This is a genomic window from uncultured Cedecea sp. (assembly GCF_947498825.1).
GTDB lineage: Bacteria > Pseudomonadota > Gammaproteobacteria > Enterobacterales > Enterobacteriaceae > JGM124.
The window spans coordinates 233897-257549 of record NZ_CANMLV010000004.1 but is presented as its reverse complement, the minus strand read 5'-3'; the positions used below and the strand labels follow the sequence as shown (position 1 = coordinate 257549).

Annotated in this window: 18 protein-coding genes and 1 pseudogene; 11 read left to right on the top strand and 8 right to left on the bottom strand. The window is 44.7% G+C overall.

The features are described from left to right. The 3 genes and pseudogenes from Q1A40_RS07530 to Q1A40_RS07520 form a co-directional block, all read right to left on the bottom strand. Positions 1-890: pseudogene (locus tag Q1A40_RS07530) on the bottom strand (cell envelope biogenesis protein TolA); the annotation flags it as partial. Further along, on the bottom strand, positions 887-1351 hold the full coding sequence (locus Q1A40_RS07525) for a hypothetical protein (RefSeq protein WP_299998910.1): 465 nt from the start codon (positions 1349-1351) through the stop codon (positions 887-889). The pseudogene Q1A40_RS07530 and the gene Q1A40_RS07525, both read right to left, overlap by 4 nt. A 528-nt stretch (positions 1352-1879) precedes the next feature. Continuing rightward, positions 1880-2812: a LysR substrate-binding domain-containing protein gene (locus Q1A40_RS07520; protein ID WP_299998908.1), complete on the bottom strand. Its 933-nt coding sequence runs from the start codon at positions 2810-2812 to the stop codon at positions 1880-1882. A 675-nt stretch (positions 2813-3487) separates the two neighbouring features. Here Q1A40_RS07520 and Q1A40_RS07515 point away from each other — a divergent pair. The 7 genes from Q1A40_RS07515 (at position 3488) to Q1A40_RS07485 (ending at position 12329) form a co-directional block, all read left to right on the top strand. After that, positions 3488-4093 (top strand): ankyrin repeat domain-containing protein, encoded by a 606-nt coding sequence (locus tag Q1A40_RS07515; protein WP_299998906.1) that lies wholly within the window; start codon positions 3488-3490, stop codon positions 4091-4093. A 31-nt stretch (positions 4094-4124) separates the two neighbouring features. Then, a complete protein-coding gene (locus Q1A40_RS07510) occupies positions 4125-5048 on the top strand; it encodes a DUF2877 domain-containing protein (protein WP_299998904.1) in 924 nt (307 codons plus the stop codon). Next, the gene (fdrA, locus tag Q1A40_RS07505; protein ID WP_299998903.1) at positions 5038-6588 is read left to right on the top strand and encodes an acyl-CoA synthetase FdrA; all 1551 of its coding nucleotides are present in this window, start codon (positions 5038-5040) and stop codon (positions 6586-6588) included. Before Q1A40_RS07510 ends, fdrA begins: the two co-directional genes overlap by 11 nt. Beyond that, complete coding sequence (locus tag Q1A40_RS07500; protein ID WP_299998902.1) at positions 6588-8003, top strand: DUF1116 domain-containing protein; 1416 nt, start codon at positions 6588-6590, stop codon at positions 8001-8003. Before fdrA ends, Q1A40_RS07500 begins: the two co-directional genes overlap by 1 nt. Before the next feature lie 209 nt (positions 8004-8212). Then, on the top strand, positions 8213-9766 hold the full coding sequence (locus tag Q1A40_RS07495; RefSeq protein ID WP_299998900.1) for a xanthine permease: 1554 nt from the start codon (positions 8213-8215) through the stop codon (positions 9764-9766). Between the two features lie 69 nt (positions 9767-9835). Continuing rightward, on the top strand, positions 9836-10783 hold the full coding sequence (locus tag Q1A40_RS07490) for a carbamate kinase family protein (protein ID WP_299998897.1): 948 nt from the start codon (positions 9836-9838) through the stop codon (positions 10781-10783). A gap of 154 nt (positions 10784-10937) precedes the next feature. Next, positions 10938-12329, top strand: coding sequence for an amidohydrolase family protein (locus Q1A40_RS07485; RefSeq protein ID WP_299998895.1), 1392 nt, complete (start codon positions 10938-10940; stop codon positions 12327-12329). Positions 12330-12483: 154 nt separating this feature from the next. Here the strand turns inward: Q1A40_RS07485 and Q1A40_RS07480 are convergent, their stop codons facing one another. The 5 genes from Q1A40_RS07480 to rpiB form a co-directional block, all read right to left on the bottom strand. Continuing rightward, positions 12484-13320, bottom strand: a complete 837-nt coding sequence (locus Q1A40_RS07480; RefSeq protein ID WP_299998893.1) for a PRD domain-containing protein — start codon at positions 13318-13320, stop codon at positions 12484-12486. A 23-nt stretch (positions 13321-13343) separates the two neighbouring features. Then, entirely contained in the window at positions 13344-14807 is a 1464-nt protein-coding gene (locus tag Q1A40_RS07475) for a glycoside hydrolase family 1 protein (RefSeq protein WP_299998891.1), read from the bottom strand. Beyond that, positions 14807-16618, bottom strand: coding sequence for a beta-glucoside-specific PTS transporter subunit IIABC (locus tag Q1A40_RS07470; protein ID WP_299998889.1), 1812 nt, complete (start codon positions 16616-16618; stop codon positions 14807-14809). Before Q1A40_RS07470 ends, Q1A40_RS07475 begins: the two co-directional genes overlap by 1 nt. Positions 16619-17061: 443 nt before the next feature. Then, positions 17062-18042 carry a transaldolase gene (gene tal, locus Q1A40_RS07465; RefSeq protein ID WP_299998888.1) on the bottom strand — a complete coding sequence of 327 codons (981 nt, stop codon included), beginning with the start codon at positions 18040-18042 and terminating at the stop codon, positions 17062-17064. Positions 18043-18080: 38 nt separating this feature from the next. Beyond that, a complete protein-coding gene (gene rpiB, locus Q1A40_RS07460) occupies positions 18081-18539 on the bottom strand; it encodes a ribose 5-phosphate isomerase B (protein WP_299998887.1) in 459 nt (152 codons plus the stop codon). A gap of 395 nt (positions 18540-18934) precedes the next feature. On the opposite strand from rpiB, the gene Q1A40_RS07455 reads away from it, so the two are divergent. From Q1A40_RS07455 to Q1A40_RS07440, 4 genes are read left to right on the top strand one after another with little or no spacing between them, the layout of a single operon-like run. Beyond that, positions 18935-20290: an MFS transporter gene (locus Q1A40_RS07455; RefSeq protein ID WP_299998885.1), complete on the top strand. Its 1356-nt coding sequence runs from the start codon at positions 18935-18937 to the stop codon at positions 20288-20290. 1 nt (position 20291) lies between these two features. Beyond that, a complete protein-coding gene (locus Q1A40_RS07450; protein WP_299998883.1) occupies positions 20292-22046 on the top strand; it encodes a dihydroxyacetone kinase family protein in 1755 nt (584 codons plus the stop codon). Further along, positions 22037-22819, top strand: coding sequence for a triose-phosphate isomerase family protein (locus Q1A40_RS07445; protein ID WP_299998881.1), 783 nt, complete (start codon positions 22037-22039; stop codon positions 22817-22819). The genes Q1A40_RS07450 and Q1A40_RS07445 overlap by 10 nt, the downstream gene beginning before the upstream one ends. Beyond that, positions 22816-23652 carry a TIM barrel protein gene (locus Q1A40_RS07440; RefSeq protein WP_299998879.1) on the top strand — a complete coding sequence of 279 codons (837 nt, stop codon included), beginning with the start codon at positions 22816-22818 and terminating at the stop codon, positions 23650-23652. Before Q1A40_RS07445 ends, Q1A40_RS07440 begins: the two co-directional genes overlap by 4 nt. Position 23653: the final 1 nt, after the last annotated feature.

Below are 23653 nucleotides of genomic sequence, written 5' to 3'. Positions count from 1 at the left end.
TGGGCGATCTGCTGTTTCAGGCTGGCGATTTCAGTATTCAGGGCCTTGGCGGCTTCATCCTGCTTTTTCTGTGCGGCGCTGGCGGCAGCGGCAGCAGCCGTCAGATCGGCATTTTTCTTGTTCAGGGCAGCAAGGGTTTCTTTCTCTCCGGCCTGCAGCTGGGCGTTCTGCTGCTTCAGGCTGGCGATTTCAGCATTCAGGGCCTTGGCGGCTTCATCCTGCTTTTTCTGTGTAGCAGCAGCGGTTGCTGTCAGCTCGGTGTTCTTTTTATTGAGAGCAGAGACTTGCTCTGAAAGTTCACGGGCATTTTTATCCTGCGTTTTTTGCATTGCTGAACTCAGCTCGGCATTTTGCTGTTTCAGAGTAGCAATTGCTCGGGTTGTTTCATCCCGCGCTTTTTGTGCAGCTGCCAGAGAGGCTGTCAGTTCAGCATTCTTTTGACTCAGTACACCGGTCTCTTGACTGCCACTTTGTTGCTGTAGAGTCGCTATTTGGGCAGTAAGAGTACGAACAGTGTCATCAAGTTTTTTCTGTGCCGCCGCCGCCGCCGCTGTTAGTTCAGCATTCTGTTTTCTCAGGGCGTTGGCGGTATTTTTTTCTTGAAGTTGTTGCTGTTTTAGCGTGGCGATTTGAGCTGAAAGTCTACGTGTAGTTTCTTCCAGTTTCTTCTGTGCGGCAGCTGCCGCAAGCTCGGATTTGCTCTGATATGTCGTCGTTCCATTTCCCGGCTGAAGCGGGTGCTGTTTCACTTCCAGTTTTGATATGTCGTCAAGGAAGCCCTCGTTATTAGCAGTGGCTACATTCGGAACGATCAGGGAACAAAAAAAAAGTGCCTTGACACTTCCTTTTAAAGCGAAATGGCGAAATGGAATCCCAACAGGTTTCATCATGAATTACCGTTTAATGTTGCAGTTTGTTTAATTTTATACTTAAACGCATCAATCAAGAGTTGAGATATATCATTACATTTATTATTAATTTCATATTCGAAAAGTGGTGCGATAGTTGATCTTACATTTTCGGAAGTTTCGCTAGATAACGACGCGTAGAGTTTTGCATCATTAATTAAAACATACAGGGCGTCGTAATTTTTTTGATATTTTTTGTTTAATTTAATTAACGTGCTTGCATCACTAAGGCATTTTTGTAACGAAGCTAGCTGCGTTGTTTGAGCGGGTCTTATTATTTGAGCTGGCTCAAAGGCAGGCTCAGCCGGAGCAGGCTGAACGGGTTGAATATTTTGAACAGGCTTATTTTTTATTGCGGAATCATCCGTTTTTTTAACATTAGCGCAACCCTGAACTAAAAAAATAGAAGCGCAAATTAAGGCTAATGTAGCGTTTTTTTTCATTTTTCCATGTACCTGAATGATTTTAAAAGTAAACCGTAACTATAGTTGAAAAGCACCTAAAAAAAAATAATTTTAGGGAAAAATGGCTTAAAAGTCACGAATGTGTTCACGTTCCGCAGGACAGTTTCATGCACATTAGAAGTGCAAGACGGTTTTTTTAACATTGCCGCCCAAATTACAATATATAATTCAATGAGATAGCTATTGAAAATGTACAGAGATAAAAATGGCATTCTCGGGGCGATCCAGTGTGACGAATATCAAATTTTTCGGCTGGTAGACAGTGCCGTTTAGTTTGTCTGGTGGCCTGTTTTATCTTTTCTATTTTATTATTATCATTTTCTCTGGTTCGTTTGTTATTTAAGCGACAAAAAAATAAAGAATTTTCTTACAAGGACGAGGGAAAATTCTTATGAAAAAGCAGATGCTCTGAAACATAAAAAATATTCCGTTCGTGATATTGCTGATGTGTACAAGACTTTGAATTGGGTAATGTAAACTCACCTCATGTTTAAGTTTATGATATGCTTAATTAATTGGTTTTAGAATGTCGCTGTACAATTTGGCTAAAATACCGTTATCGACAAATTCTCTACGTATCCACTGAGTTACGAGACCTGTTGCTGAATGCTGAGTTGCTAATAGTAGATGAGAATCTTGTCTTGGGTTTTGAATTTTTTTTATCACCAATAAGCCATTTTTTATATGATCTTTGATTAAATAATCAGGCAGGAAGCCAATACCTTCTCCGAGTATTTGGCACTGACATTTTGTGTTGAAATCAGGCACTTGAATTGCCTCTTGACCATGCAGTAACCAGCCGATACGTTTATTAATAGTATGAGCAGTATCTTCTACCATAATATTGGGATAGAGCCGTAGCTGACTTTCTGCAATAGGTTCAGGCATTAATACCAACGGATGCGTTGCGGCGATAGCAAATTCCCAGTGGATAGCGCCAATTTCTGTATAGTCGATACCTCCGCCATCCATCAACGTGCCGGGTGCACCGATGGCAATATCAGACATATTATTGATAATCGCGTCCCACACTCCATTATATACTTCAGTGGTTACTGTAATCTGGCAGGTGGGAAATTGTGTTTTGAGTATTTGTAGTAATCTCGCAGTATGATAGGGAGTATATAATAGTTGGTTAATGCAGATACGTACCCGAGCTTCAATACCTTGCTCAATAGAATAAATTCCTTTTTTAATCAGATGGAAATTATTCAATAAATCAGTTGCTTTACGGTAAAAGTAATAGCCTGCTTCTGTAAGTTCGATATTACGTGTGTCACGTATAAAAAGTGCGACATCAAGATACGTTTCGATGCGCTTTATCGTATAGCTCACTGCTGATGTGGTAATACCCAATTCCTCTGCTGCCTTACTAAAACTGGCTAATTTAGCAGCAGTGGTGTAAGTCAGTAAGTTTTCTTCGGTAAAAATAGAGTTCATGGATATTCTTCCAGTTGAGTAGTACAAGAATCAGCAACTTAAATGATTCTGGGGACCTGTGAAAAATTATTCAAGAGACCGCAGGTGAAATTCAGCAATATCTTAGTCCAGTCATCAGATAGCAATATATGTGAATATAATTCAACAGCATGAAGTTTTGTATGATTTTTGCGCTATTGTTGTAAGTTAACAGAAATGTTAATCTGTATGAAATGATTAATCTTTCATTTTCTTTTATGTAACATATGCGCAGCGCAGTAACAAATTAATTTTATCATAAGTAATTGATATGGTTTGTTTACTCAGGTTTTTTTTTGTTAAAAAAAGGGAAGCCCCTGCCTGTTATGAATAAATTACTTACAATATTAACATTCTTTGAACAGTGAATTTGATCTCTGTCACAGTTCTGCTCGAATCATTGATAACTTTCCGATCTGATAAAAATATATTTATAATTTAGATTAAAAAACAACCAAAAATCATCACGACTGGTCAAAAAAAGATGCTTTTACGCACACAATTGGCCGATTGTTGAATTTAATTCAATAGTTTGGCGACTTATTGATGAATTAAATTTAAATGGATTCTTTTTATTAGTTTCAATTGCTATGCTTCGGGTATATTAAATATTGTTAGATTTTTATTTATTAATGTTGGCTATCAGAGGAGAGCGTTATGACTTCCAGTACACTGGCCCAGGATTTTTTAACCGCAGCAGAGCAAGGCCAATTAGAGACATTAAAAAAATGCCTTGATAACGGTGTTGATATTAACGTAACAAATCGTCAAGGGCGTACTGCGATAATAAATGCCAGCTTAAACAAACATTATGAGTGCGTTTCATTCCTCATTAATGCTGGCGCAGACATCGATAAACAAGATCAAACCTGTTTCAATCCCTTCCTTCTGAGCTGTCTGAACAACGATTTAACCTTGTTACGCCTGGTGTTACCTGCAAATCCTAATTTAGATTTGTTAAGCCGTTTTGGCGGTGTGGGTATTACTCCGGCCAGTGAGAAAGGCCATGTAGAAATCGTTCGTGAACTCCTCGAAAAAACAGACATCAATGTTAACCACACGAATTTTGTTGGTTGGACCCCCTTACTGGAAGCCATCGTACTTAATGATGGTGGGGATAAGCAGCAGCAAATTGTTAAGTTATTACTAGACAATGGTGCGAATCCACATATGACAGATAAGTATGGTAAGAAACCATTAGAGCTGGCAAAAGAGAAAGGCTATACCGAAATTGCAGCACTGCTTGTTGCGGCGGGTGCGTAAACGCTGAGATAAACTGCTGATAAGGGAAATTGTGAAGAATACGACCTCTCATCGGCAGATATTATACGGGCTAACGGCTGACACGCATTTTTTTAATCTGCTTAACCAGCCGCAGCTCTCAGGAAAAATTGATCAAGTTTTTAATAAAGCCATTAACATTGTCATTGATAATCAGATTTTTACTTTATTAAGTTCTCAGCTAGACAATGCACCAAACAGTTGCCGGTTATTGAATAAGAACTTATCGACTTTAGGCATTGAAAGTAGTGACGATTGCCAGATTCTAAATGGGAAAATGAGTATTGGTTCTAATTACTGGTTATCATTCTCATTATGTGAGGTATGGCAACAGCCTGTTATTTATTTTACTCATGATAAGAACAGTAAAGCATGTTATCAGTCATTTTTATTAAAACAGATAAACCGACTAGATAGTATTTTGGCTGAGGGGACAAGTTCTCTTTTTAATTATCAGGGTGACAATTTATTTTACTTGGCTGCGGCAGAAAAATTAAATCAACTGCGCAGATGCTTAGTCGTTTTGCTACAGGAAAAACAATATCAAAATTTGGCTGATGTTATTAGGCAGTTTGTCGGATTAGGTATAGGGCTAACTCCTTCAGGAGATGATTATCTTGTTGGTTTTATGGCCTTTATGCTCTTGAAACATCATCCTGTTGATATGGTTTATCCTCATTTTTATCAAGGAGTCATGCAGGGAATTGAAAATACGACTCCTGTTAGTGCTATTACTCTGGAAAAAGCTTTGGCGCATGAGTATCGCGAAAATATGTGTCAACTGATCCAGGCATTAGTTGATGCGGATGAAAGTAAAATTAATTTGCAGTTTTTGAATATTTTAAATATCGGGTCCAGTTCAGGCAGCGACATGCTATTTGGCATTCGGGATGCTTTGTATCTTACCCATTATTTCGGAGAAAGATATGTCGACTAGAGTTGTCATAAAAAAGAATACCTATTTCGATTCTGTGTCACTGATGTCCATTTCTACTAAGGCGAATCAACTCGATAACGTTGAACAAGCATTTGTAGCAATGGCAACAGAGATGAATAAGGGTGTATTAAGAAATTTAGGTTTATTAACTCCTGAACTGGAAGAGGCTAAAAATGGCGATTTGATGATTGTCATTAAAGGCCCAAGCGATGAAGCCAACGAAGAAATACTCGCCGGTATTGAAGATTTATTTAATAAAAAAAATCAAGGCGGTGGCTCTCATGAAGCGAAGTACGCCACGATAAATTCTGCCAAAACGCATATTCCGGACAGCAATCTTGCGATTATTTCTGTTAACGGCCAGTTTGCGGCGCGTGAAGCCCGTCTGGCATTAGAAAATGATCTTAACGTCATGCTGTTCTCGGATAACGTATCTATTGATGATGAGTTAGCGCTGAAAAAACTGGCCAGCAGCAAAGGTCTCTTAATGATGGGACCTGACTGTGGAACGGCGATTATCAACGGCACTGCATTATGTTTTGGTAACAGTGTTCGTCGTGGAAGCATTGGTATTATTGGTGCTTCAGGCACCGGTAGCCAAGAGCTGAGCGTCCGAATCCATGATTTTGGCGCAGGGGTCTCACAATTAATTGGTACCGGCGGTCGCGATCTGAGTGAAAAAATCGGCGGCATTATGATGATTGATGCCCTGAAAATGCTTGATGCCGATGAAGAAACAAAAGTCATTGTGCTTGTCTCTAAACCACCCGCTCCGGCTGTTGCTAAAAAGGTTCTTGAGCAGGCAGAAAAATGCCAGAAGCCCGTTGTTGTCTGCTTCCTCGGCAGCCAGCCATTGCCTGAAGATAAACCTGGTTTAACCTTTGCAAAAGGTACCAAAGAAGCTGCATTGCAAGCCGTATTGCTGACAGGTGTTAAAAAAGAAGATTTAAATCTGCACTCGCTTAACTGGCCACTAATCGAAGAAGTTCGTGCTCAGTTAGCGCCAGAGCAAAAGTATATCCGTGGCTTGTTCTGTGGTGGAACGTTATGTGACGAAGCGATGTTTGCTGCCCTTGAGAAATATGATGATGTTTACAGCAATATTCAGCCTAACCCTGAATATCGTTTAAAAGATATCAATACCAGTATTGCTCATACTTTCCTTGATTTTGGTGATGATGATTTTACCAATGGTAAACCTCACCCAATGATCGATCCAACTAACCGTATTGAACGTTTGTTGCAAGAAGCTCGCGATCCTGAAGTTGGCGTCATTATGATGGACTTCGTATTAGGTTTTGGTTCTCACGAAGATCCTGTTGGCGTGATGATTGATGCCATTAAAACCGCTAAAAATATCGCTAAGCAAGATGGTCGTGAACTGATCATTTTAGGTTATGTATTAGGTACCGACCAAGATACGCCGGCAATCGATGCGCAGGTCAAAATGCTTACTGATGCTGATGTTATTTGGGCAAGTAGCAGTACCAATACCGGTTTATTAGGGCGCGAGTTTGTCTGGAAAGGAGAAAAAGCATAATGACTTCATTATTTAAACAACCCTTAAATGTCATTAACGTTGGCATCGAAATGTTCAGCGATGACCTGAAAAAACAACATGTTCCAGTCACCCACTTGAGCTGGACACCTCCGGGCCAGGGCAATATAGCGGTTATTCGCGCGTTAGATAAAATTGAAAGCAACGGCTCATTACAAGAAAAAATTAACGCCGCAAATACTCAGGCACTTGAACGTATTATTCAGTCTCAGCCGGTACTGATTGGCTACGATCAGGCGATTAACGTCGTTCCGGGCATGACAAAAAATACGATCCTGCATGCGGGACCTCCTGTTGCCTGGGAAGATATGTGCGGTGCGATGAAAGGTGCCGTCACCGGTGCACTGGTATTTGAAGGTTTAGCCAAAGATCTCGCCGATGCAGAGCGTGTCGCTGCATCAGGTGAAATTATCTTCTCTCCTTGTCACGAACATGACTGCGTGGGTTCGATGGCTGGCGTGACATCGGCTTCAATGTTTATGCACATTGTTGAAAACAAGACTTACGGTAACCGTGCATTTACGAACCTCAGTGAGCAGATGGCAAAAATTCTGCGCATGGGTGCGAATGATCAAAGCGTTATCGATCGCTTAAATTGGATGCGCGATGTATTAGGTCCGATGCTGCGCGATGCCATGAAGTTTATTGGTGAGATTGACCTGCGTCTGATGCTGGCTCAAGCCCTGCATATGGGTGATGAATGCCATAACCGTAACAATGCCGGCACCACATTACTGATTCAGGCTCTGACACCAGGCATTATTCAAACCGATTTTTCGGTTGCGCAACAAAAAGAAGTTTTTGATTTCGTTGCAAGCAGTGACTACTTCTCAGGTCCGACTTGGATGGCAATGTGTAAAGCTTCTATGGATGCCGCTCATGGTATCGAATACAGCACCGTTGTCACGACAATGGCGCGTAATGGTTATGAGTTTGGCCTGCGTATTAGCGGGTTACCTGGCCATTGGTTTGTGGGGCCGTCTCAGCAAGTTATTGGTCCGATGTTTGCCGGCTATAAGCCCGAAGATTCAGGTTTAGATATTGGTGACTCTGCTATCACTGAAACTTACGGTATTGGTGGATTTGCGATGGCAACGGCACCTGCTATTGTTGCTCTTGTTGGTGGTACTGTCGATGAAGCAATTGATTTCTCAAGACAAATGTGTGAAATAACGTTGGGCGAAAACCCGAACGTTACCATCCCATTACTTGGTTTTATGGGCATTCCAACCGCCATCGATATCACTAAAGTTGCTGCCAGTGGCATCCTGCCTGTCATCAATACCGCTATTGCTCATAAAGATGCGGGTATTGGTATGATCGGAGCGGGTATTGTACACCCGCCATTTGAGTGCTTTGAAAAAGCCATGCTGTCTTACGCGGAAAAATATGCCTGATTTCCAGTAATTACAAAATAACGCCCAGTTTCGGCTGGGCAATAAAAATACAGCAACAGATATGCTGACCCATTATCGCCATCAATGAATACTGTAACTTTAAATATCGCCGGGCATATCCTGCAAAGTGGGACAGACACGAATAATTTAAGGCGCAGCTCAAAGTATGACCGGTATGAGTATCAGGCATATTGAGGGGATACATTATTATGAGTCTATTAAGTATCAAATGGAAACGTGGGGACTTGGCCGCCTACTTTGGGTTAATGACCAACAACCTTACTAACCTACTCACCATGATGGGGCTACTGGTCTTTGTGGTGGGTATCCCAACTGAAATTGTGTATGGGCGTATTGCACCTGCGTTCGGTTTCTCTGTGTTACTTGCCAGTATTTGTTATGCCTATTTTGGTCAGCAAATGATAAAACAGACTGGCCGCAGTGATGTAACCGCTTTGCCATCAGGCCCTAGCGCACCCTCTATTTTTACTGTGACCTTTCTGGTCATCATGCCTGTATATCAAACGACACAGAATGCTGAGTTTGCTATTCAGATAGCCTTAGTATGGTGTTTTGTTGAAGCGATGATTTTAGTCGGTGGTTCATTCCTGGGTGATACTATCCGTCGAATGATACCGCGTACGGTGTTGTTGTCTTGTTTATCCGGGCTGGGTTTGCTATTGCTGGCAATGAACCCAATGCTACAGGCATTTGAAGCGCCGACAGTATCATTTATCGTCTTGCTGTTAATCTTTATTAACTGGTTTGGTAAAAAGCCTATTTTTGCGCGTATTCCTACCGGTTTGTTGCTTCTTATTGCGGGTACCGCTCTGGCATGGATATCGGGTTTACAAAGTCCGGAAGCGATTAAAGCCTCAATGGCTGGTTTTGGCTTCAACCCACCGAGCATTCATGTTGATAGCTTTTTGCAAGGGATCCCACATGCGCTCCCTTACTTAGCCTCTGCCGTACCACTCGGATTGGCGAACTATATTTTTGACCTTGAAAATATAGAAAGTGCTCATGCGGCTGGTGATGAATACAATACCCGCAAAGTTATGTTGGCTAACGGCTTATCATCAACCGTTGGTTGCTTTATGGGTAACCCATTCCCGGTAACCGTTTATGTGGGGCACGCAGGCTGGAAAGCGATGGGTGCAAGCATTGGTTATACCCTTGCATCGGGAATCACCATGTTTGTCGTGCCGTTGTTTGGATTAGGTGCGTTTATGTTATCCATTATTCCGATGACAGCCATCGTACCTATCCTGGTCTTCATTGGTATCGTGACGGCCAACCAGGTCGTGAGGGAAACGCCAAAAATAGAGGTCCCGGTTATCTTTGTCTGTATGTTCCCATGGATTGCTAACTGGGCTTTGACCATCGTTAATAATGTTATCAGTGCAGCAGGGACGACGGCAGGTGGAATTGGTATTGAAACGATGTTGCACAAGGGTGTTTATTATCAGGGTCTGGTTCATTTAGGCAGCGGCGCGCCATTAGCCAGTATGCTGTGGGGCTGTATTGCTATCTTCGCCATTCTGAATAAACCGCTACGTGGTGCTATTGCTGCAGCATTTGGGGCATTACTTGTCTTCTTTGGGGTTATTCACTCACCTGCTGTTGGTATTGCAACCGGTACTGCTCTGATGTTTGTTTATGCTTATCTGATGATGGCTGCTTTGTTTGTTGTGAAGCACTTTATGGATAGTCGTGAACCTGCTGTAGAGACAGAAGCCGAAAAAGTCAGTAAATCCGCATAACTAAGCCAATCTCTGATAGTCGGTGCTTTAAACCACCGACTATCACGAACACAATTTCAGGACGATAACATGAAAGAACTCGTGGTTGTTGCCATCGGGGGCAACAGTATTATTAAAGATAACAGCAGCCAATCGATTGAAGCGCAAGAAAAAGCAGTACAGGAAGTCGCTCATCAGATAAGCAATATGCTTGAGGGTAATTACAATATTGTCCTGACCCATGGTAATGGTCCCCAAGTCGGGCTGGATTTACGCCGGGCAGAAATCGCGCATACAGTGGAAGGATTACCATTAACTCCGTTAACCAACTGCGTGGCAGACACGCAAGGCGGGATTGGCTATTTAGTTCAGCAAGCACTGAGTAATGCGCTGACAAAAAGTAAGCGCCAGGCGATAACGGTGATAACGCAAGTTGAAGTCGATAAAAACGATCCTAACTTTACGGCTCCGACGAAACCTATTGGTGCTTTTTTTACCCAGGAACAGGCAGAAGAGTTTAAACGTACTAACCCGGACTGGCATTTTATTGAAGACTCTGGTCGTGGTTATCGTCGTGTCGTTGCCTCTCCGGAACCAAAACATGTGGTTGAGTCGAGTGCGATTCGGACGCTGATTAGAAATGACTTTATTGTCGTGGCGGCAGGCGGAGGTGGCATTCCTGTTGTGAGCAACGGTAAGGGCGGCTATCAAAGTATTGATGCTGTCATTGATAAAGATCTTTCTACCACATTATTGGCCAAAGAGCTGCGCGCAGACATTTTAATTATCACCACTGGCGTAGAGAAGGTCTGTGTGAATTTTGGTAAACCCGAACAAAAAGCGCTGGGTGAAACCAGCACGACCGACATGCAGCGTTATATGGCTGAAGGCCATTTCCCTGCCGGCAGTATGTTGCCAAAAATTGAGGCGAGCCTGTCATTTATTGCTAACGGCGGTAAGCGGGTCATTATTACTACACCAGAAAAACTCACTGAAGCATTACGAGGTGAAACCGGGACGCATATTATTCAGGGATAATAATTTCCACGTTTTACATGCATTATATTTATCGTGTTTAAAGTGGCGTAAGTATTATTTTTATTAACTGAGAAAATAATAGAGAGACTCTCTATTGGTTCGTTATTGCTCGTAAGCAATATGAATTTTTTTTACTCTCTCACAAGAGGTTTCTATGAAAGCAGAACAACCCTCTGATAGAAGAGCATTTCTATCAACTAGCGCAAAAATAGCCGCCGCTTGTACCTTGTTGGGTTCAATGTCAGGAATTGCTGCCACGCAGACGGATAAACCGTTACAAAATAACGGCGTTTCAAGAATTACAGATAAGCATTATTACCTTGATGATGCTTTGCTTGAAACAGGTTTTGATTATCGTGACTCAACGATTACGCATACTAAAACGGCACTTCATACGCTCGAAATCAAAGATGGTAAAATCGCTGCGGTATTAGCGAATAAACAGCATCCTGATAATCAGCTTAATGCCTATAGCGCCCAAGGTAAGCTTATTTTACCTGCATTTCGTGATATGCATATTCACCTGGATAAGACTTTTTACGGTGGCCCATGGCAGGCGCCTGAGTCCCGGGAAGGTAAAACGATTATGGATATGATTGCGCTGGAACATACCATGTTGCCAGCGCTACAACCCTATACTAAACAACGTGCTAATGCGCTTATCGATTTGATCCAATCTAAGGGATCAACCATTGCACGTAGCCATTGTAATATTGAGCCGGTCTCCGGATTAAAGAATTTAGAAGCTTTACAACAAGTCTTAGCAGACCGTCAGCAAGATTTAACCTGTGAAATTGTTGCTTTCCCACAACATGGTTTATTGCTGTCAAAATCAGAGCCTTTAATGCGTGAAGCGATGCAGGCGGGAGCCCATTACGTCGGCGGACTGGACCCAACTAATGTTGATGGTGCAATGGAAAAATCGCTCGATACCATGTTCCAGATAGCGCTGGATTATAATAAAGGAGTGGACATTCATCTCCATGAAACCAGTCCTGCCGGACGCGCAGCCATTGAGTATATGATTAAAACCGTGGACGAAAACCGCAGTTTGCGAGGTAAGGTCACAATAAGTCATGCCTTTGCTCTGGCCACGCTGAATCCTGAAGATGCCGATAAAATGGCGAAACAACTGGCTGAACAACAAATCACTATTGCTTCGACAGTGCCTATTGGTACGTTGCATATGCCGTTAAAAACACTTAATCAGAACGGTGTTTTTGTGATGACGGGAACAGATAGTGCGGTGGACCACTGGTCACCTTTTGGTTTAGGTGACATGTTAGAAAAAGCCAATCTTTATGCTCAGTTGTATACGCGCCCGGACGAGTTATCCCTGTCACGCTCTCTGGCCATTGCCACGGGTAACGTATTACCGCTCGATGATAAAGGTAAGCAGGTTTGGCCGGTGAGTGGAGATGATGCGAGTTTTGTTTTGGTTGATGCGTCTTGTTCTGCAGAGGCAGTAGCACGTATTTCACCAAGGCAAGCCAGTTTCCATAAAGGTAATCTGGCATCTGGCTCGGTTCAAAAACAAGTCAGTTAAACCCATAGCTTAATGTTCTAAAACATGAGGTCAGTTGATGGCCTCATGTTTAAACGGCATAGCTCATCGTTCTTTGTTTTACTGGCACTCGGTCGCATGGAATCAATTTGGGGTCAGAAGACGAGATTTAAAAAGTAGAGAGGTCAGTTGCAGGTCAGGATTGCTTGTCAATCAAACGACTAATATGAATACTTAGCCAAGTCAGCTCATCTTTTGGTAATGCCAGTTGATATTTATCTTGTACATAATCACGAATTCCAAAGGCGATATTCATGGCATCCGGGCGATAGCGCATAAGTTCCTGATAAAAATCCTCTTCTTCGCTCATGATGATTTTTCCCGCCAGTACGCGTTCAGAAAAATAACGCAGATGATTGATAAATCGCATGTAATTAACGGACTCGGTATCAGTATTCTTACCCAGCTTGTAGTGAACAATCGCGGCGAGACGGTTAACTAATTCAACCTGTTGATGAGCAGATCTGTCCGTATCCTGGCCACCTGCATTGATCAGATGAAAGGCGATATTCACCGATTCATCTTCGGGCAATTCAACCTTAAATCTGTCATTCACTTTGGTACGTGCCTGTACGCCAATACTGTATTCCCGCGGATAATAACGTTTCACTTCCCAGCTTAGCTTATTCAGAACGATCTGACCTTTACGACAGCGCTCGACGGCAAAATGCAGATGTTCGGCGAGCGTAAGCAGTAATACTGAATTGAGTTTATCCCCGCAAATACTGCGGGCAAAAAGCAGTATTTCATGGCTGATATCGAAAAATTCCGAAGGAATAGTATCCGTGAGCGATAAAAAGTGACGGCCTTTGATATCACTGAGTGGCAGAAAAATTCTCTCTACCTGAGCTAAATCAATCTTCATCCCGGGCTTGGCATTGAACCCAATCCCTTTACCAAAAAGAATCATCTCTTGCTGGTCGCTGTCGACTAACAACATACTGTTGTTGAGTGATTTTTTTATCGTTATCACGTTTATTCCTTCGGATGAGCCAGCTAGCTCATGTCTGTGCCATTATTGCTGATGACTTTCTGATACCACCAGAAGGAGTCTTTTTTCAGACGTTTTAATGTTCCGTTCCCTTCGTCATCCTGGTCAACATAGATAAAGCCGTAGCGTTTCGACATTTGGGATGTACCGGCGCTGATGAGGTCAATACATCCCCAGGTGGTAAAGCCCATGACCTCAACACCCTCATTAATTGCTGCCAGCGTTTGTTCAAAGTGGCTACGGAAATAGTCGATACGATAACTGTCGTGGATCTTACCGTTTTCTACAACATCTTTTGCACCCAGGCCATTCTCAACAATAAATAAGGGCTTCTGGTAACGATCATAGAGCTCAAGTAACGAGATTTTTAACCCAATCGGGTCAATTTGCCAGCCCCATTCCGATGCCGGTAACCAAGGATTTCTGACACCGAGCACGGTATTACCTGGAATGCGTTCAACATCTGGCTGGGTCGATTCTGTTAGCGACATATAGTAACTAAAGGAGACAAAATCGACCGTATAATCTTTTAATATCTGCTTATCTTCGCTTGCCATAGTGATATGAATATCCCGACTTGCCAGGTCACGCAAAATAAGCGGAGGATATTCGCCGAATACTTGCACATCGGCATAGAAATAGTTTTCTAAGTTTTTCTTCAGTGTGGCTTCGATATCTTCCGGACGGCAGCTATGCGGATAGGTGGTGAGTTTAGTCAGCATACAGCCCACCTGGCTACCTGGGATCTTGGCGTGGCAATCACGCGTCACTAAGGCTGAGGCGACAAACTGATGATGCAACCCTTGGTAAATATCCTGTGTTGCTTTGCCGGGTTCACTTTTCTCTTCCCGAATGCCTGCGGTGGTAAACGGATGGCGATGAATACTGTCTATCTCATTGAATGTCAGCCAGTAACGGACTAAGTCTTTATATCGGTCAAAGCAGACATTGCTAAAGCGTACAAAAGCATCCACCACATTGCGATGTACCCAACCATTGTATTTTTCACTTAGTGCCAGCGGCATTTCATAGTGTGAAAGTGTCACCAGCGGTTCAATATTATGGCGGCGCAACTCGTGGAACATATTTTCATAAAATTGCAGACCGGCCTCGTTCGGCGTTGCATCTTCTCCGGTTGGAAAGATACGTGACCAGGCTATCGAAATTCTGAGCACTTTAAAGCCCATTTCAGCGAATAAAGCGATATCATCTTTATAGTGATGGTAAAAATCGATACCACGACGCTTCGGATACAACTTATCATTTTTACCAGCAAAAGCATCCTGGATGTTTTCATCGGTGAGAGCCATATGGCCGTCGTAATCTTTCAGCGATAAATTGGGTTTCCAGGTGATGGCATCGGCAACTGAAGGTCCTTTACCGTCGACATTCCATGCACCTTCAGCCTGATTTGCGGCAATCGCACCGCCCCACAAAAAACCTTGTGGAAATGAAGATTGTTTTGCCATTAGATGGACTCCTTAAGTGTCATGATGATATGAGGATCAGAATTCTTTTCGCTCTTATTTGCAGGGATAAGGGTGAAACGTTCGCCGTTAGTGACAACCATAACAACCACGGGGTCGAGGCCCGCTGCGGTAATGGTATCGATTGAAAATTCAATTAATGTATCGCCACATTTTACCTGCTGTCCCTCTGTTACCTTCGGGCTGAAACCTTCACCTTGCAGTTTGATGGTGTCTATCCCGATATGGAAAATCAATTCAACGCCGCTGTCTGTCAATAAACCCAGCGCATGCCCACTATCAAAGACACTGACCACGGTGCCATCTGCCGGAGCACGCAAGATGCCCTGAGAAGGAATAATTGCGATACCGTCCCCCATAATTTTGCGGGAAAATACATCGTCGTTAACGTTTTCAAGAGGGATTATCTGTCCTTCAATCGGACGGGTGAACTGGAGTTCAGCGGTTTTTTCGCTCGCTTTGTCACGCCAGAGTATTAACGCACAGATAAACGAGACTAAGAAGGATAGTCCTGCTCCGGCAAATGCCCAGAGTATATTTAGCGGATTATCTGGTGAGACGAACATCGAGATACTGGCAAGGCCAGGGCCGACCAACGCAAAGGCTTGAAGACCAATCCAGCCAATAAATGCCCCGCCAATCACACCGCCAATAATCACGCTATACAGGGCTTTTTTATGAAGTAGCGTGACCCCGTATAAAGCGGGCTCGGTAATACCAAAAAGGGCAGAAATTCCGGCAGAAAAAGCAGTGGACTTCATGACTTTATCTTTGCTTTTAAGCGCGATCGCCATGCAAGTACCTGACTCGGCAATATTGTGTGCGAGTGAGGCGGGCAGATAGAGCATTTCTCGGCCAAATTGACTCATGGACGCTACCGCATAAGGGAGCATCGGTTTATGCATTCCGGCGGCGACCATAAAGGGTAAAACCGCGGCCAATAGCCCGGTCGCAACAAAGCCCAGCTTACCGTATAACCACAAAATAACCGTTGCCAGCCCGCTCCCTAATTCAGAGCCCAGTGGTCCTAAGACCAGCAAAGTAGCGGGTACCGTTACCATCAGAGAAAGCATCGGCGAAAGGAAAATGCGTAATGCCCCAGGCGAATAACGATTAAATAACTTCTCCGTCTGGGCATATAACAGCACGCACAGAATAGCGGGAAAGACCTGGGAGGCGTAGGCAACATTAATCAGATCAAAAGAGATAAATGTTGCCCCTTCGGCCAGTTGTTTCGTCATTGCGGGTAAGATCATGACCGAGGCGGCTGAAACGGCGACCAGAATATTCACTTTCAGTTTCGTCGCAGTGGTAATCGCCACCAGAATCGGCAGGAAGTAGAGGGGAGCAGTACCGATACTATCCAGTACTTTATACGTCGAGCTATCACGGCTCATCCAACCGATAGCATCCATTAACAGCAGAAGTGACTTTAGTACCCCGCCACCCGCTATGGCAGGGACTAATGGTTGAAAGACGCTGATAACAAAATCAACAACTCGTGCACCACGACTTTCTTTGACTGCACTTTTTTTCTCACCGGGCTGCTGTGGGCCTACCAGCGACTGTACTGCTTCAAAAACTTGCACCACTTCATGGCCAATAATCACTTGGCACTGCACGTTAAGACGCACGCCAAGTACGCCATCGGTATTCGACAGTGCGGCTTCATTGACTTTGCTGTTGTCATATAAACTCAGTCTTAAGCGGGTAGAACAGTGTCCAATATGCTCGATATTCTCAGCACCACCGACCTGCTTGATGATCTCTAACGCTGTTTTCAAGTGATTCATATTCGATTTTCCTGCTTTCAGAGCAAAAAAAAACCTGAAGCTCCCCTCAGGTTTGATTTCTGCGGAGAAAGCTTCAGGTCTTGCCTACGATGAGTAGTTACACGCCTTTTTTTTAATATCGCCTGACAAAGAATTAAAAGTCAAACAGTCAATTTTTCGAAGTATTGAAATGTGAGCGTAGTAACTTTTTTTATTATGAAGCAGTTTTTAAATAATATTTCTGTCGTATTCGTCACTTTTTGTATATGTATTCAATAAATGGGACTACAGAGACCGAATTAACCTGATTTTTAGCTGGCTGGTTATTAAATATAATGAAAACCCACTTTATTCAGGGGGTTAAATACCTGTTTTGTGCCGGGTGATATAAAATACCTGACAGATTTTGACGGACGTTTTATTTTAGTTAACAAACAATCAGGCCTAAATAGTCGCCGCGTTGATTACAGAGCGACTGCAACAGACTTTCTGTTTATCAGCTTTGTTAGCAGCATTGATTCAAGTTTTTGCTGATCTTGCGCGAATAAACATATTCCTTCGGCCAGCTTATCGACCGCCATAGGATCTTGATTATGCTGCCAGTAAAACTCTGCTTCGCTTATGGGGGAAGGGCGATTTTCAGGCGTACTGTTTGCCTGAAGCTTTTGCTCTACTGTGCCATCGCTCACTGCCAGTTCGTCCAGTAAAGAGGGCGAAATAGTCAGACAGTCACAGCCTGCAAGTGCCAGAATTTGCTCTTTTCGACGGAAACTGGCTCCCATTACGATGGTTTGATATTGATGTGTTTTATAGTAGTGATAGATATTACGCACGGATATCACCCCGGGATCGCAATCTGCGAGGTAGTTATCCTGAGGCCGGTGCTGTTGATACCAGTCATAGATGCGTCCGACAAAAGGTGAGATAAGGTAGACTCCTGCTTCTGCACAGGCTCGACCCTGAGCAAATGAAAACAGTAGCGTTAAATTGCAGTTGATACCTTCTCTTTCAAGTTCTTCTGCAGCTCTTATCCCCTGCCAGGTTGCGGCAAGTTTAATAAGAATGCGGGATTTATCGACTCCCCGTTGTTGATACAAACGAATAAGCTTACGTGCTTTAGCAACGCATAAGCCTCGGTCGTAAGAGAGCCGGGCATCTACTTCTGTCGATACCCGACCAGGAATTTCTTTGAGTAATTCAAGTCCGATATTTACCGCTAACTTATCGCCTGCATTAATCAGCTGCGTCTCTCGACTGCCACCTTGTTGAATCGCAAAGTTAACCGCTTCATCAATCAGTGGCTGATACTGCGGCAAGGCTGCCGCCTTGAGAATAAGCGATGGATTGGTTGTTGCATTTTGAGGTTTAAAGCGGCGAATAGCTTCTATATCACCACTATCAGCGACTACAGTGGTGATATGTTTTAGTGTCTCTAACTGGCTCATGAATGCTCCCTTCTTAAAACCCTAATGAGTCCTTATTGTTAAACAGGTTTTCCCAGTTTTTCGTAGTAGTCTATTTTCTCTACTTTGGGTGCTGAGCCGCCCCCTTCATATTCCGAATCGAGCCAGACATTGACGATATTTTTGGCCAGTTCCGGTCCAATAACACGAGCGCCAAGTGTCAGCACTTGCGCATTGTTGCTTTTCCGCGAGCGCTCGGCAGAAAACGTGTCATGACATTGAGCCGCACGTACACCCGGAACTTTATTCGCCACGATTGCCATACCGATACCTGTGCCACAAAGCAAAATGCCACGCGGGTAGGCGCCCTCACTGATAGCAGAAGCCAGGTTATAAGCAATATCGGGATACATCAGAGCGTTCTCACCAATATCGTGGCTGAAGTCGACAACCTCTATCCCCTTAGACTGCAGGTGAGACTTCATCAGGTTTTTCAGGTCGGTTGCAGCATCATCGGCACCAATTGCGATTGTTAACATTATGTTCTCCTGAGCGGATAAAGATGTCATTTTGTTGTTCATGTGAACGGTGTCTGCTCATATGAATGGTGTCTGGCGGTATAAAAAGTATCTTTTAATAAACATAAGTTCAACATCTTTTCATATGAACAGGAAAAAAAGCGACTGATATCTTATTTATAGCTATTCAATAGGGTTTATGGCACGAAAATGACAATTTGAGGGCGATCACAAATTCATTTCATGATCATATGAACCAATCTTATGAGCTGCTAATGTTCATTTGTCATGTAGCAAAAATGTGAATAGTTAATACCTGCAGCTGTACACATGTAGCCACTGAACGTCGCGGTTTATACAACAACATTCAACCTTTGATCTCACCGGTAACCTGATTACCTGGAAGGAGAGACACTGTGACCTACGCTAATAACAACGTAACAACTGATGTAGAAAAATCAGCGATTCGAAAAATATCAATTCGTCTCGTTCCCTTTGTGGCTTTGATGTTCTTTATTAACTTTCTTGACAGAACGGCGATCTCTTTTGCAGGTCCCAACGGCATGGTGCAGGATCTCAACTTGCAAATGGCACAGTTTGGTCTTGCCTCCGGTATTTTCTTTATCGGTTATATCCTTTTAGAAGTACCAAGTAATCTGGCTCTGCATCGCTATGGCGCGCGGCGCTGGCTGTCACGTATCATGGTGTCTTGGGGGATCGTTTCTCTGCTATTCACTTGGGTGAGTAGTATTGAGGGGCTTTATGTCCTACGTGTCCTGCTCGGCATTGCTGAGGCTGGCTTCTTCCCTGGCGCTATTTTCTTCTTAAGCGCATGGGCTCCCGCACGTCACCGCAGTAAAATTCTGGCGCTGTTCTATCTGGCACAACCTCTTACCGTAGTCGGTGGTGCACCATTAGCTGCATGGTTTATTGGTCATGATGGCCTGTTTGGCCTGGCTGGATGGCGTGTGATGTTCCTCGGCGTATCTGTCCCCGCGATTGTGGTTGGTATCATTGCCTGGTTCTATCTGATTGATAAACCAGATGATGCTAAATGGCTTACCCGCCAGGAAAAAGAGTGGCTGAATACCGAAATCGCCCGCGAAAATGCGCAAAAATCGAGTGCTGCGAACCACAGTTTCCGTTCTGTGATGCTGAATGGTCGTGTCTGGGTGTTGTGCCTGATTTATTTCGGCTTTATCTATGGTCTCTACGCTTTAGCATTTTTCCTGCCAACCATTATTGGTGGTTTTCAGACGCAGTTTGGCGCGACGTTCTCTGTGATGCAAAAGGGCTTAATCACCGGTGCACCTTATCTCTTGGCGGTGGTTGTCATGTACTTCTGGTCGCGAGATGCTTCCAATCGTGGTTGCAAAACTTGGCATATCGCTATTCCTGCTTTAGTGGGCGCTGTTACCGTACCAACGGCTCTTTATATGGAAACGCCGCTCAGCACCATGCTGATTATCTCTCTGACGGCGAGCGCTATCTTTGCAGCATTGCCTAATTTCTGGACATTACCGACTCAGTTTTTATCCGGAGCATCGGCCGCTGCGGCTGTGGCATTGATTAACACTATTGGAAATATTGCAGGCTTCTCGGCAGGCTTTATTACGGGGGCATTGCATGATGCGACGGGCAGCTATCTTCCTCCTATGATGGTAGTGGGTGGCTTTATGTTGTTATCAGCCATTCTGATGCTTGCTCTCAGTCGTGTTCCTCATGATAACACCGCCGCGGATCTCAAGATGAAACAAGCGGGAGAGCACTAATATGACATGGCTTTTTAATAATCCTTCTGAGTTTGCCAAAGAAATGATCGCGGGTTTTGTTAGCGCCAATGCCGACGTGGTCAGGCAGGTTTCAGGTGGGGTTATTCGCAATACCGAGAGCACACCTGGCACTGTTGCAATTGTCATTGGCGGCGGTTCAGGCCACTACCCTGCTTTTGCAGGGTTAGTGGGACAAGGAATGGCTCACGGTGCCGCAATGGGGAATCTGTTTGCTTCCCCTTCGGCGCAGCAAATTTGTGCTGTCGCACGAGCGGCAAATCAGGGAGCGGGCGTTCTGCTGGCGTTTGGCAACTATGCGGGAGATGTACTGCATTTTGGTTTAGCACGCGAACGCCTAATTGCGGAAGGTATTCCCTGCGAACTGATTGCAGTGACTGATGATATTACCAGCGCTGCTGTGGGTGAAATTGAAAAGCGTCGCGGTGTGGCAGGAGACTTAGTTGTGTTTAAAGTCGCTGCCGCCGCGGCAGAACAAGGCGCGTCTTTGCAAGAAGTTCTGGAGGTGGCGCAAGCGGCGAATAGCCGCACCCGCACCCTGGGCATCGCCTTTTCAGGTTGTACTTTGCCTGGTGCTGAATCCCCATTATTTACTGTTCCGGAAGGAATGATGGGATTTGGTATGGGGATCCATGGAGAACCGGGCATCAGTGAAGTTCCGGTTCCCAGCGCTGATAGCCTTGCCGATATGATGGTAGAACGCCTGTTGGAAGATCTGCCGTCAGAGGTCGTGGTGAAGGGCGCGCGAGTTGGCGTGGTTCTTAACGGTTTAGGTTCGGTTAAATATGAGGAACTGTTTGTTCTCTGGCACTGTGTTCAACTTCGCTTACAGGCTAAAGGCATTATCCTGGCTGATATCCAGGTAGGAGAGTTTGTCACAAGTTTTGATATGGCTGGTTTATCGCTGACCTTAACCTGGTTTACCGAGAAACTGGAGGCATTATGGCTGCTTCCTGCTTATTCCCCGGCCTTTAAAAGAGGCTCGGTTATCGCTGCCAAGCCTTTAGCGGCTAATCACAGCGATGAACAGCAACAAGAATGTATTCCTGAGTCCTCTTCCGAGTCACGAGAAAGTGCGATCACCGTGGTTGCAATGGTGGATGCCCTCGCCAGTGTTGTGATTGAAAATGTTGAAGAACTGGGACGCATTGATGCTATCGCTGGAGACGGTGACCACGGTATAGGCATGGAGCGAGGTGTCCGTGCAGCGCGAGAGAGTGCCCACCTAAGCCTTTCTGCTGGTGCGGGAGCTGGAACGGTACTGCAACAAGCAGCTGACGCCTGGGCTGATAAGGCGGGTGGAACCTCTGGCGCTATCTGGGGAGTGATATTAAATACTATTGGAACAGGTATTGGTAACCATAAGCAGCCAGATGCCATCACGGTTGCCCGGGCTATCAATGATGCCGCCCATGGTGTTATGCATTTTGGTAAAGCAAAACTCGGGGATAAAACTCTGGTTGATGTGCTGTTGCCCTTCAGTGAAATGCTGCTCAACGAAGTCAATCAGCAGACCTCTCTGGCCGAGGCCTGGGTTAAATCCGCTCTGTATGCTGAGCAATGTGCCGATCGTACCGCTGAACTACTACCCAAAATGGGGCGAGCGCGTCCTCTGGCGGAGCGTAGTTTTGGTACCCCTGATGCCGGAGCAATCTCTATGGCGTTGATAGTCAATGCAGTAGGACATTGTTTTAGCAGGGCAGATGTCTGTCATAGTGAGGAGGCGAGATGTCGGTGAAACTGACTCTGGGTGTCAGCCTCAAGATGTATTTTGGCTATCAGCAAACTCTTGACTGGAGTGCAGATATTGCCCGGTTGATAAAACAACATCCTTTATTTAGCCTTACTCCGGACGCGACGCTGTTTACTTTTCCTTCAACACCTGCACTCGAAGGTACTCTGCGTGCTTTTGCCGGAACAGCGATGCAGGTGGGAGTACAGAATATTGCACCGGCTCAGAATGGCCCCTGGACGGGAGAAACCAGCGCGGCCATGGTCAGTGAAATGGGCGGCAGGTACGTAGAAATCGGCCATGCAGAGCGGCGTCGCCATTTTCATGAAGATGAGACTGTTATTTTACGCAAGATCCAGCTCGCCCTGGAGAATGGCTTAACGCCGGTTATCTGTATTGGTGAGCCAGAGAAAATGACCGAGGCGCAGGCAAGCCACTTTGCTGTTGATGAGGCGACCCGCGTGATGGATTTTCTGTCGAGTTGCGCGTTAAGCGGCGACTTAATTTTTGCCTGGGAGCCTCAGTGGGCTATTGGAGCTGCTAAACCCGCCTCCACTGAATACATTCAGACGGTTTGCCAGAGCCTGAAAGACTACTTGGCACAGCAACCTGGCGATCACCGGGTGATTTATGGCGGTAGCGCCGGACCCGGGCTACTTTGCAAACTTTGGCCGCATGTTGACGGCCTGTTTTTAGGGCGATTTGCCCACCAACCTCAGGCCTATCTCGATATTCTTGATGAAGCATTCCACATGCTAGCGTCAAAGGAGAAACCATGAAACTTGGACTAAGTACTTATGCTTATTTCTGGCAACTGTCAGAGCAGGTGACTAAACCTATCACGCTCTTTGATGCCATTGATGACAGCGTGCGGCTGGGGGCTTCAGTATTTCAGATTTGTGATTACCCGCAAATCTTAACCTGGTCTTCATCACAGATAGCCCGGCTGGCACAACATGCAGCTCAGGCTGGAATTACGCTGGAGCTTGGTACCAAAGGGGTGATGCCTGAGCATCTGAAACGTTACCTGAACCTGGCGGGTGAACTGGATTGCCGTTTATTACGTACCATGATCAACAGCCCTGATAGCCGCCCCACTTTAGACGAAGCTCGAGGCAGTCTGGAAAGTGTTCTGTCTGCCTTTGAGGCTCAGTCGGTTGCGATTTGTTTAGAGACCTATGAGCAGGTATCGACGGAAGATAATGTTGCCTTGGTGAAGGCGATTAACTCTCCTCTCGTCGGAATTTGTCTTGATCCGGCGAACTGTGTTGCCCGCTTAGAATTACCCCAGGATGTGGTAGCGCAAACAGCGCCTTATGTTTTGAACTGGCATGTAAAAGATTTTGCTTTTTCACGTCGCGATGGCTGGGTTGGTTTTACTCTGGCAGGTGCAAAGCTGGGTGAAGGCTTGCTGCGCTATGATGAAATTAAACAGACTCTTCAACCCGAACAACGGGGTATTAATCAAATTATTGAGCACTGGTTACCCTGGCAGGGTGACAGCGAAAGCACCTGTCGCGCCGAGATAGCCTGGACCCAGCACAATATGGAATATCTTCGTAATAAGCACCTCTCACCAAACACTTTCTCTACTATTTCCAAGGAGTCATAAT

Coding starts and splice junctions, on each gene's coding strand:
- Q1A40_RS07525 (WP_299998910.1), bottom strand. CDS start 1,351: ATGAAAAAAAACGCTACATTAGCCTTAATTTGCGCTTCTATTTTTTTA.
- Q1A40_RS07520 (WP_299998908.1), bottom strand. CDS start 2,812: ATGAACTCTATTTTTACCGAAGAAAACTTACTGACTTACACCACTGCT.
- Q1A40_RS07515 (WP_299998906.1), top strand. CDS start 3,488: ATGACTTCCAGTACACTGGCCCAGGATTTTTTAACCGCAGCAGAGCAA.
- fdrA (WP_299998903.1), top strand. CDS start 5,038: ATGTCGACTAGAGTTGTCATAAAAAAGAATACCTATTTCGATTCTGTG.
- Q1A40_RS07500 (WP_299998902.1), top strand. CDS start 6,588: ATGACTTCATTATTTAAACAACCCTTAAATGTCATTAACGTTGGCATC.
- Q1A40_RS07495 (WP_299998900.1), top strand. CDS start 8,213: ATGAGTCTATTAAGTATCAAATGGAAACGTGGGGACTTGGCCGCCTAC.
- Q1A40_RS07490 (WP_299998897.1), top strand. CDS start 9,836: ATGAAAGAACTCGTGGTTGTTGCCATCGGGGGCAACAGTATTATTAAA.
- Q1A40_RS07485 (WP_299998895.1), top strand. CDS start 10,938: ATGAAAGCAGAACAACCCTCTGATAGAAGAGCATTTCTATCAACTAGC.
- Q1A40_RS07475 (WP_299998891.1), bottom strand. CDS start 14,807: ATGGCAAAACAATCTTCATTTCCACAAGGTTTTTTGTGGGGCGGTGCG.
- Q1A40_RS07470 (WP_299998889.1), bottom strand. CDS start 16,618: ATGAATCACTTGAAAACAGCGTTAGAGATCATCAAGCAGGTCGGTGGT.
- tal (WP_299998888.1), bottom strand. CDS start 18,042: ATGAGCCAGTTAGAGACACTAAAACATATCACCACTGTAGTCGCTGAT.
- rpiB (WP_299998887.1), bottom strand. CDS start 18,539: ATGTTAACAATCGCAATTGGTGCCGATGATGCTGCAACCGACCTGAAA.
- Q1A40_RS07450 (WP_299998883.1), top strand. CDS start 20,292: ATGACATGGCTTTTTAATAATCCTTCTGAGTTTGCCAAAGAAATGATC.
- Q1A40_RS07445 (WP_299998881.1), top strand. CDS start 22,037: ATGTCGGTGAAACTGACTCTGGGTGTCAGCCTCAAGATGTATTTTGGC.
- Q1A40_RS07440 (WP_299998879.1), top strand. CDS start 22,816: ATGAAACTTGGACTAAGTACTTATGCTTATTTCTGGCAACTGTCAGAG.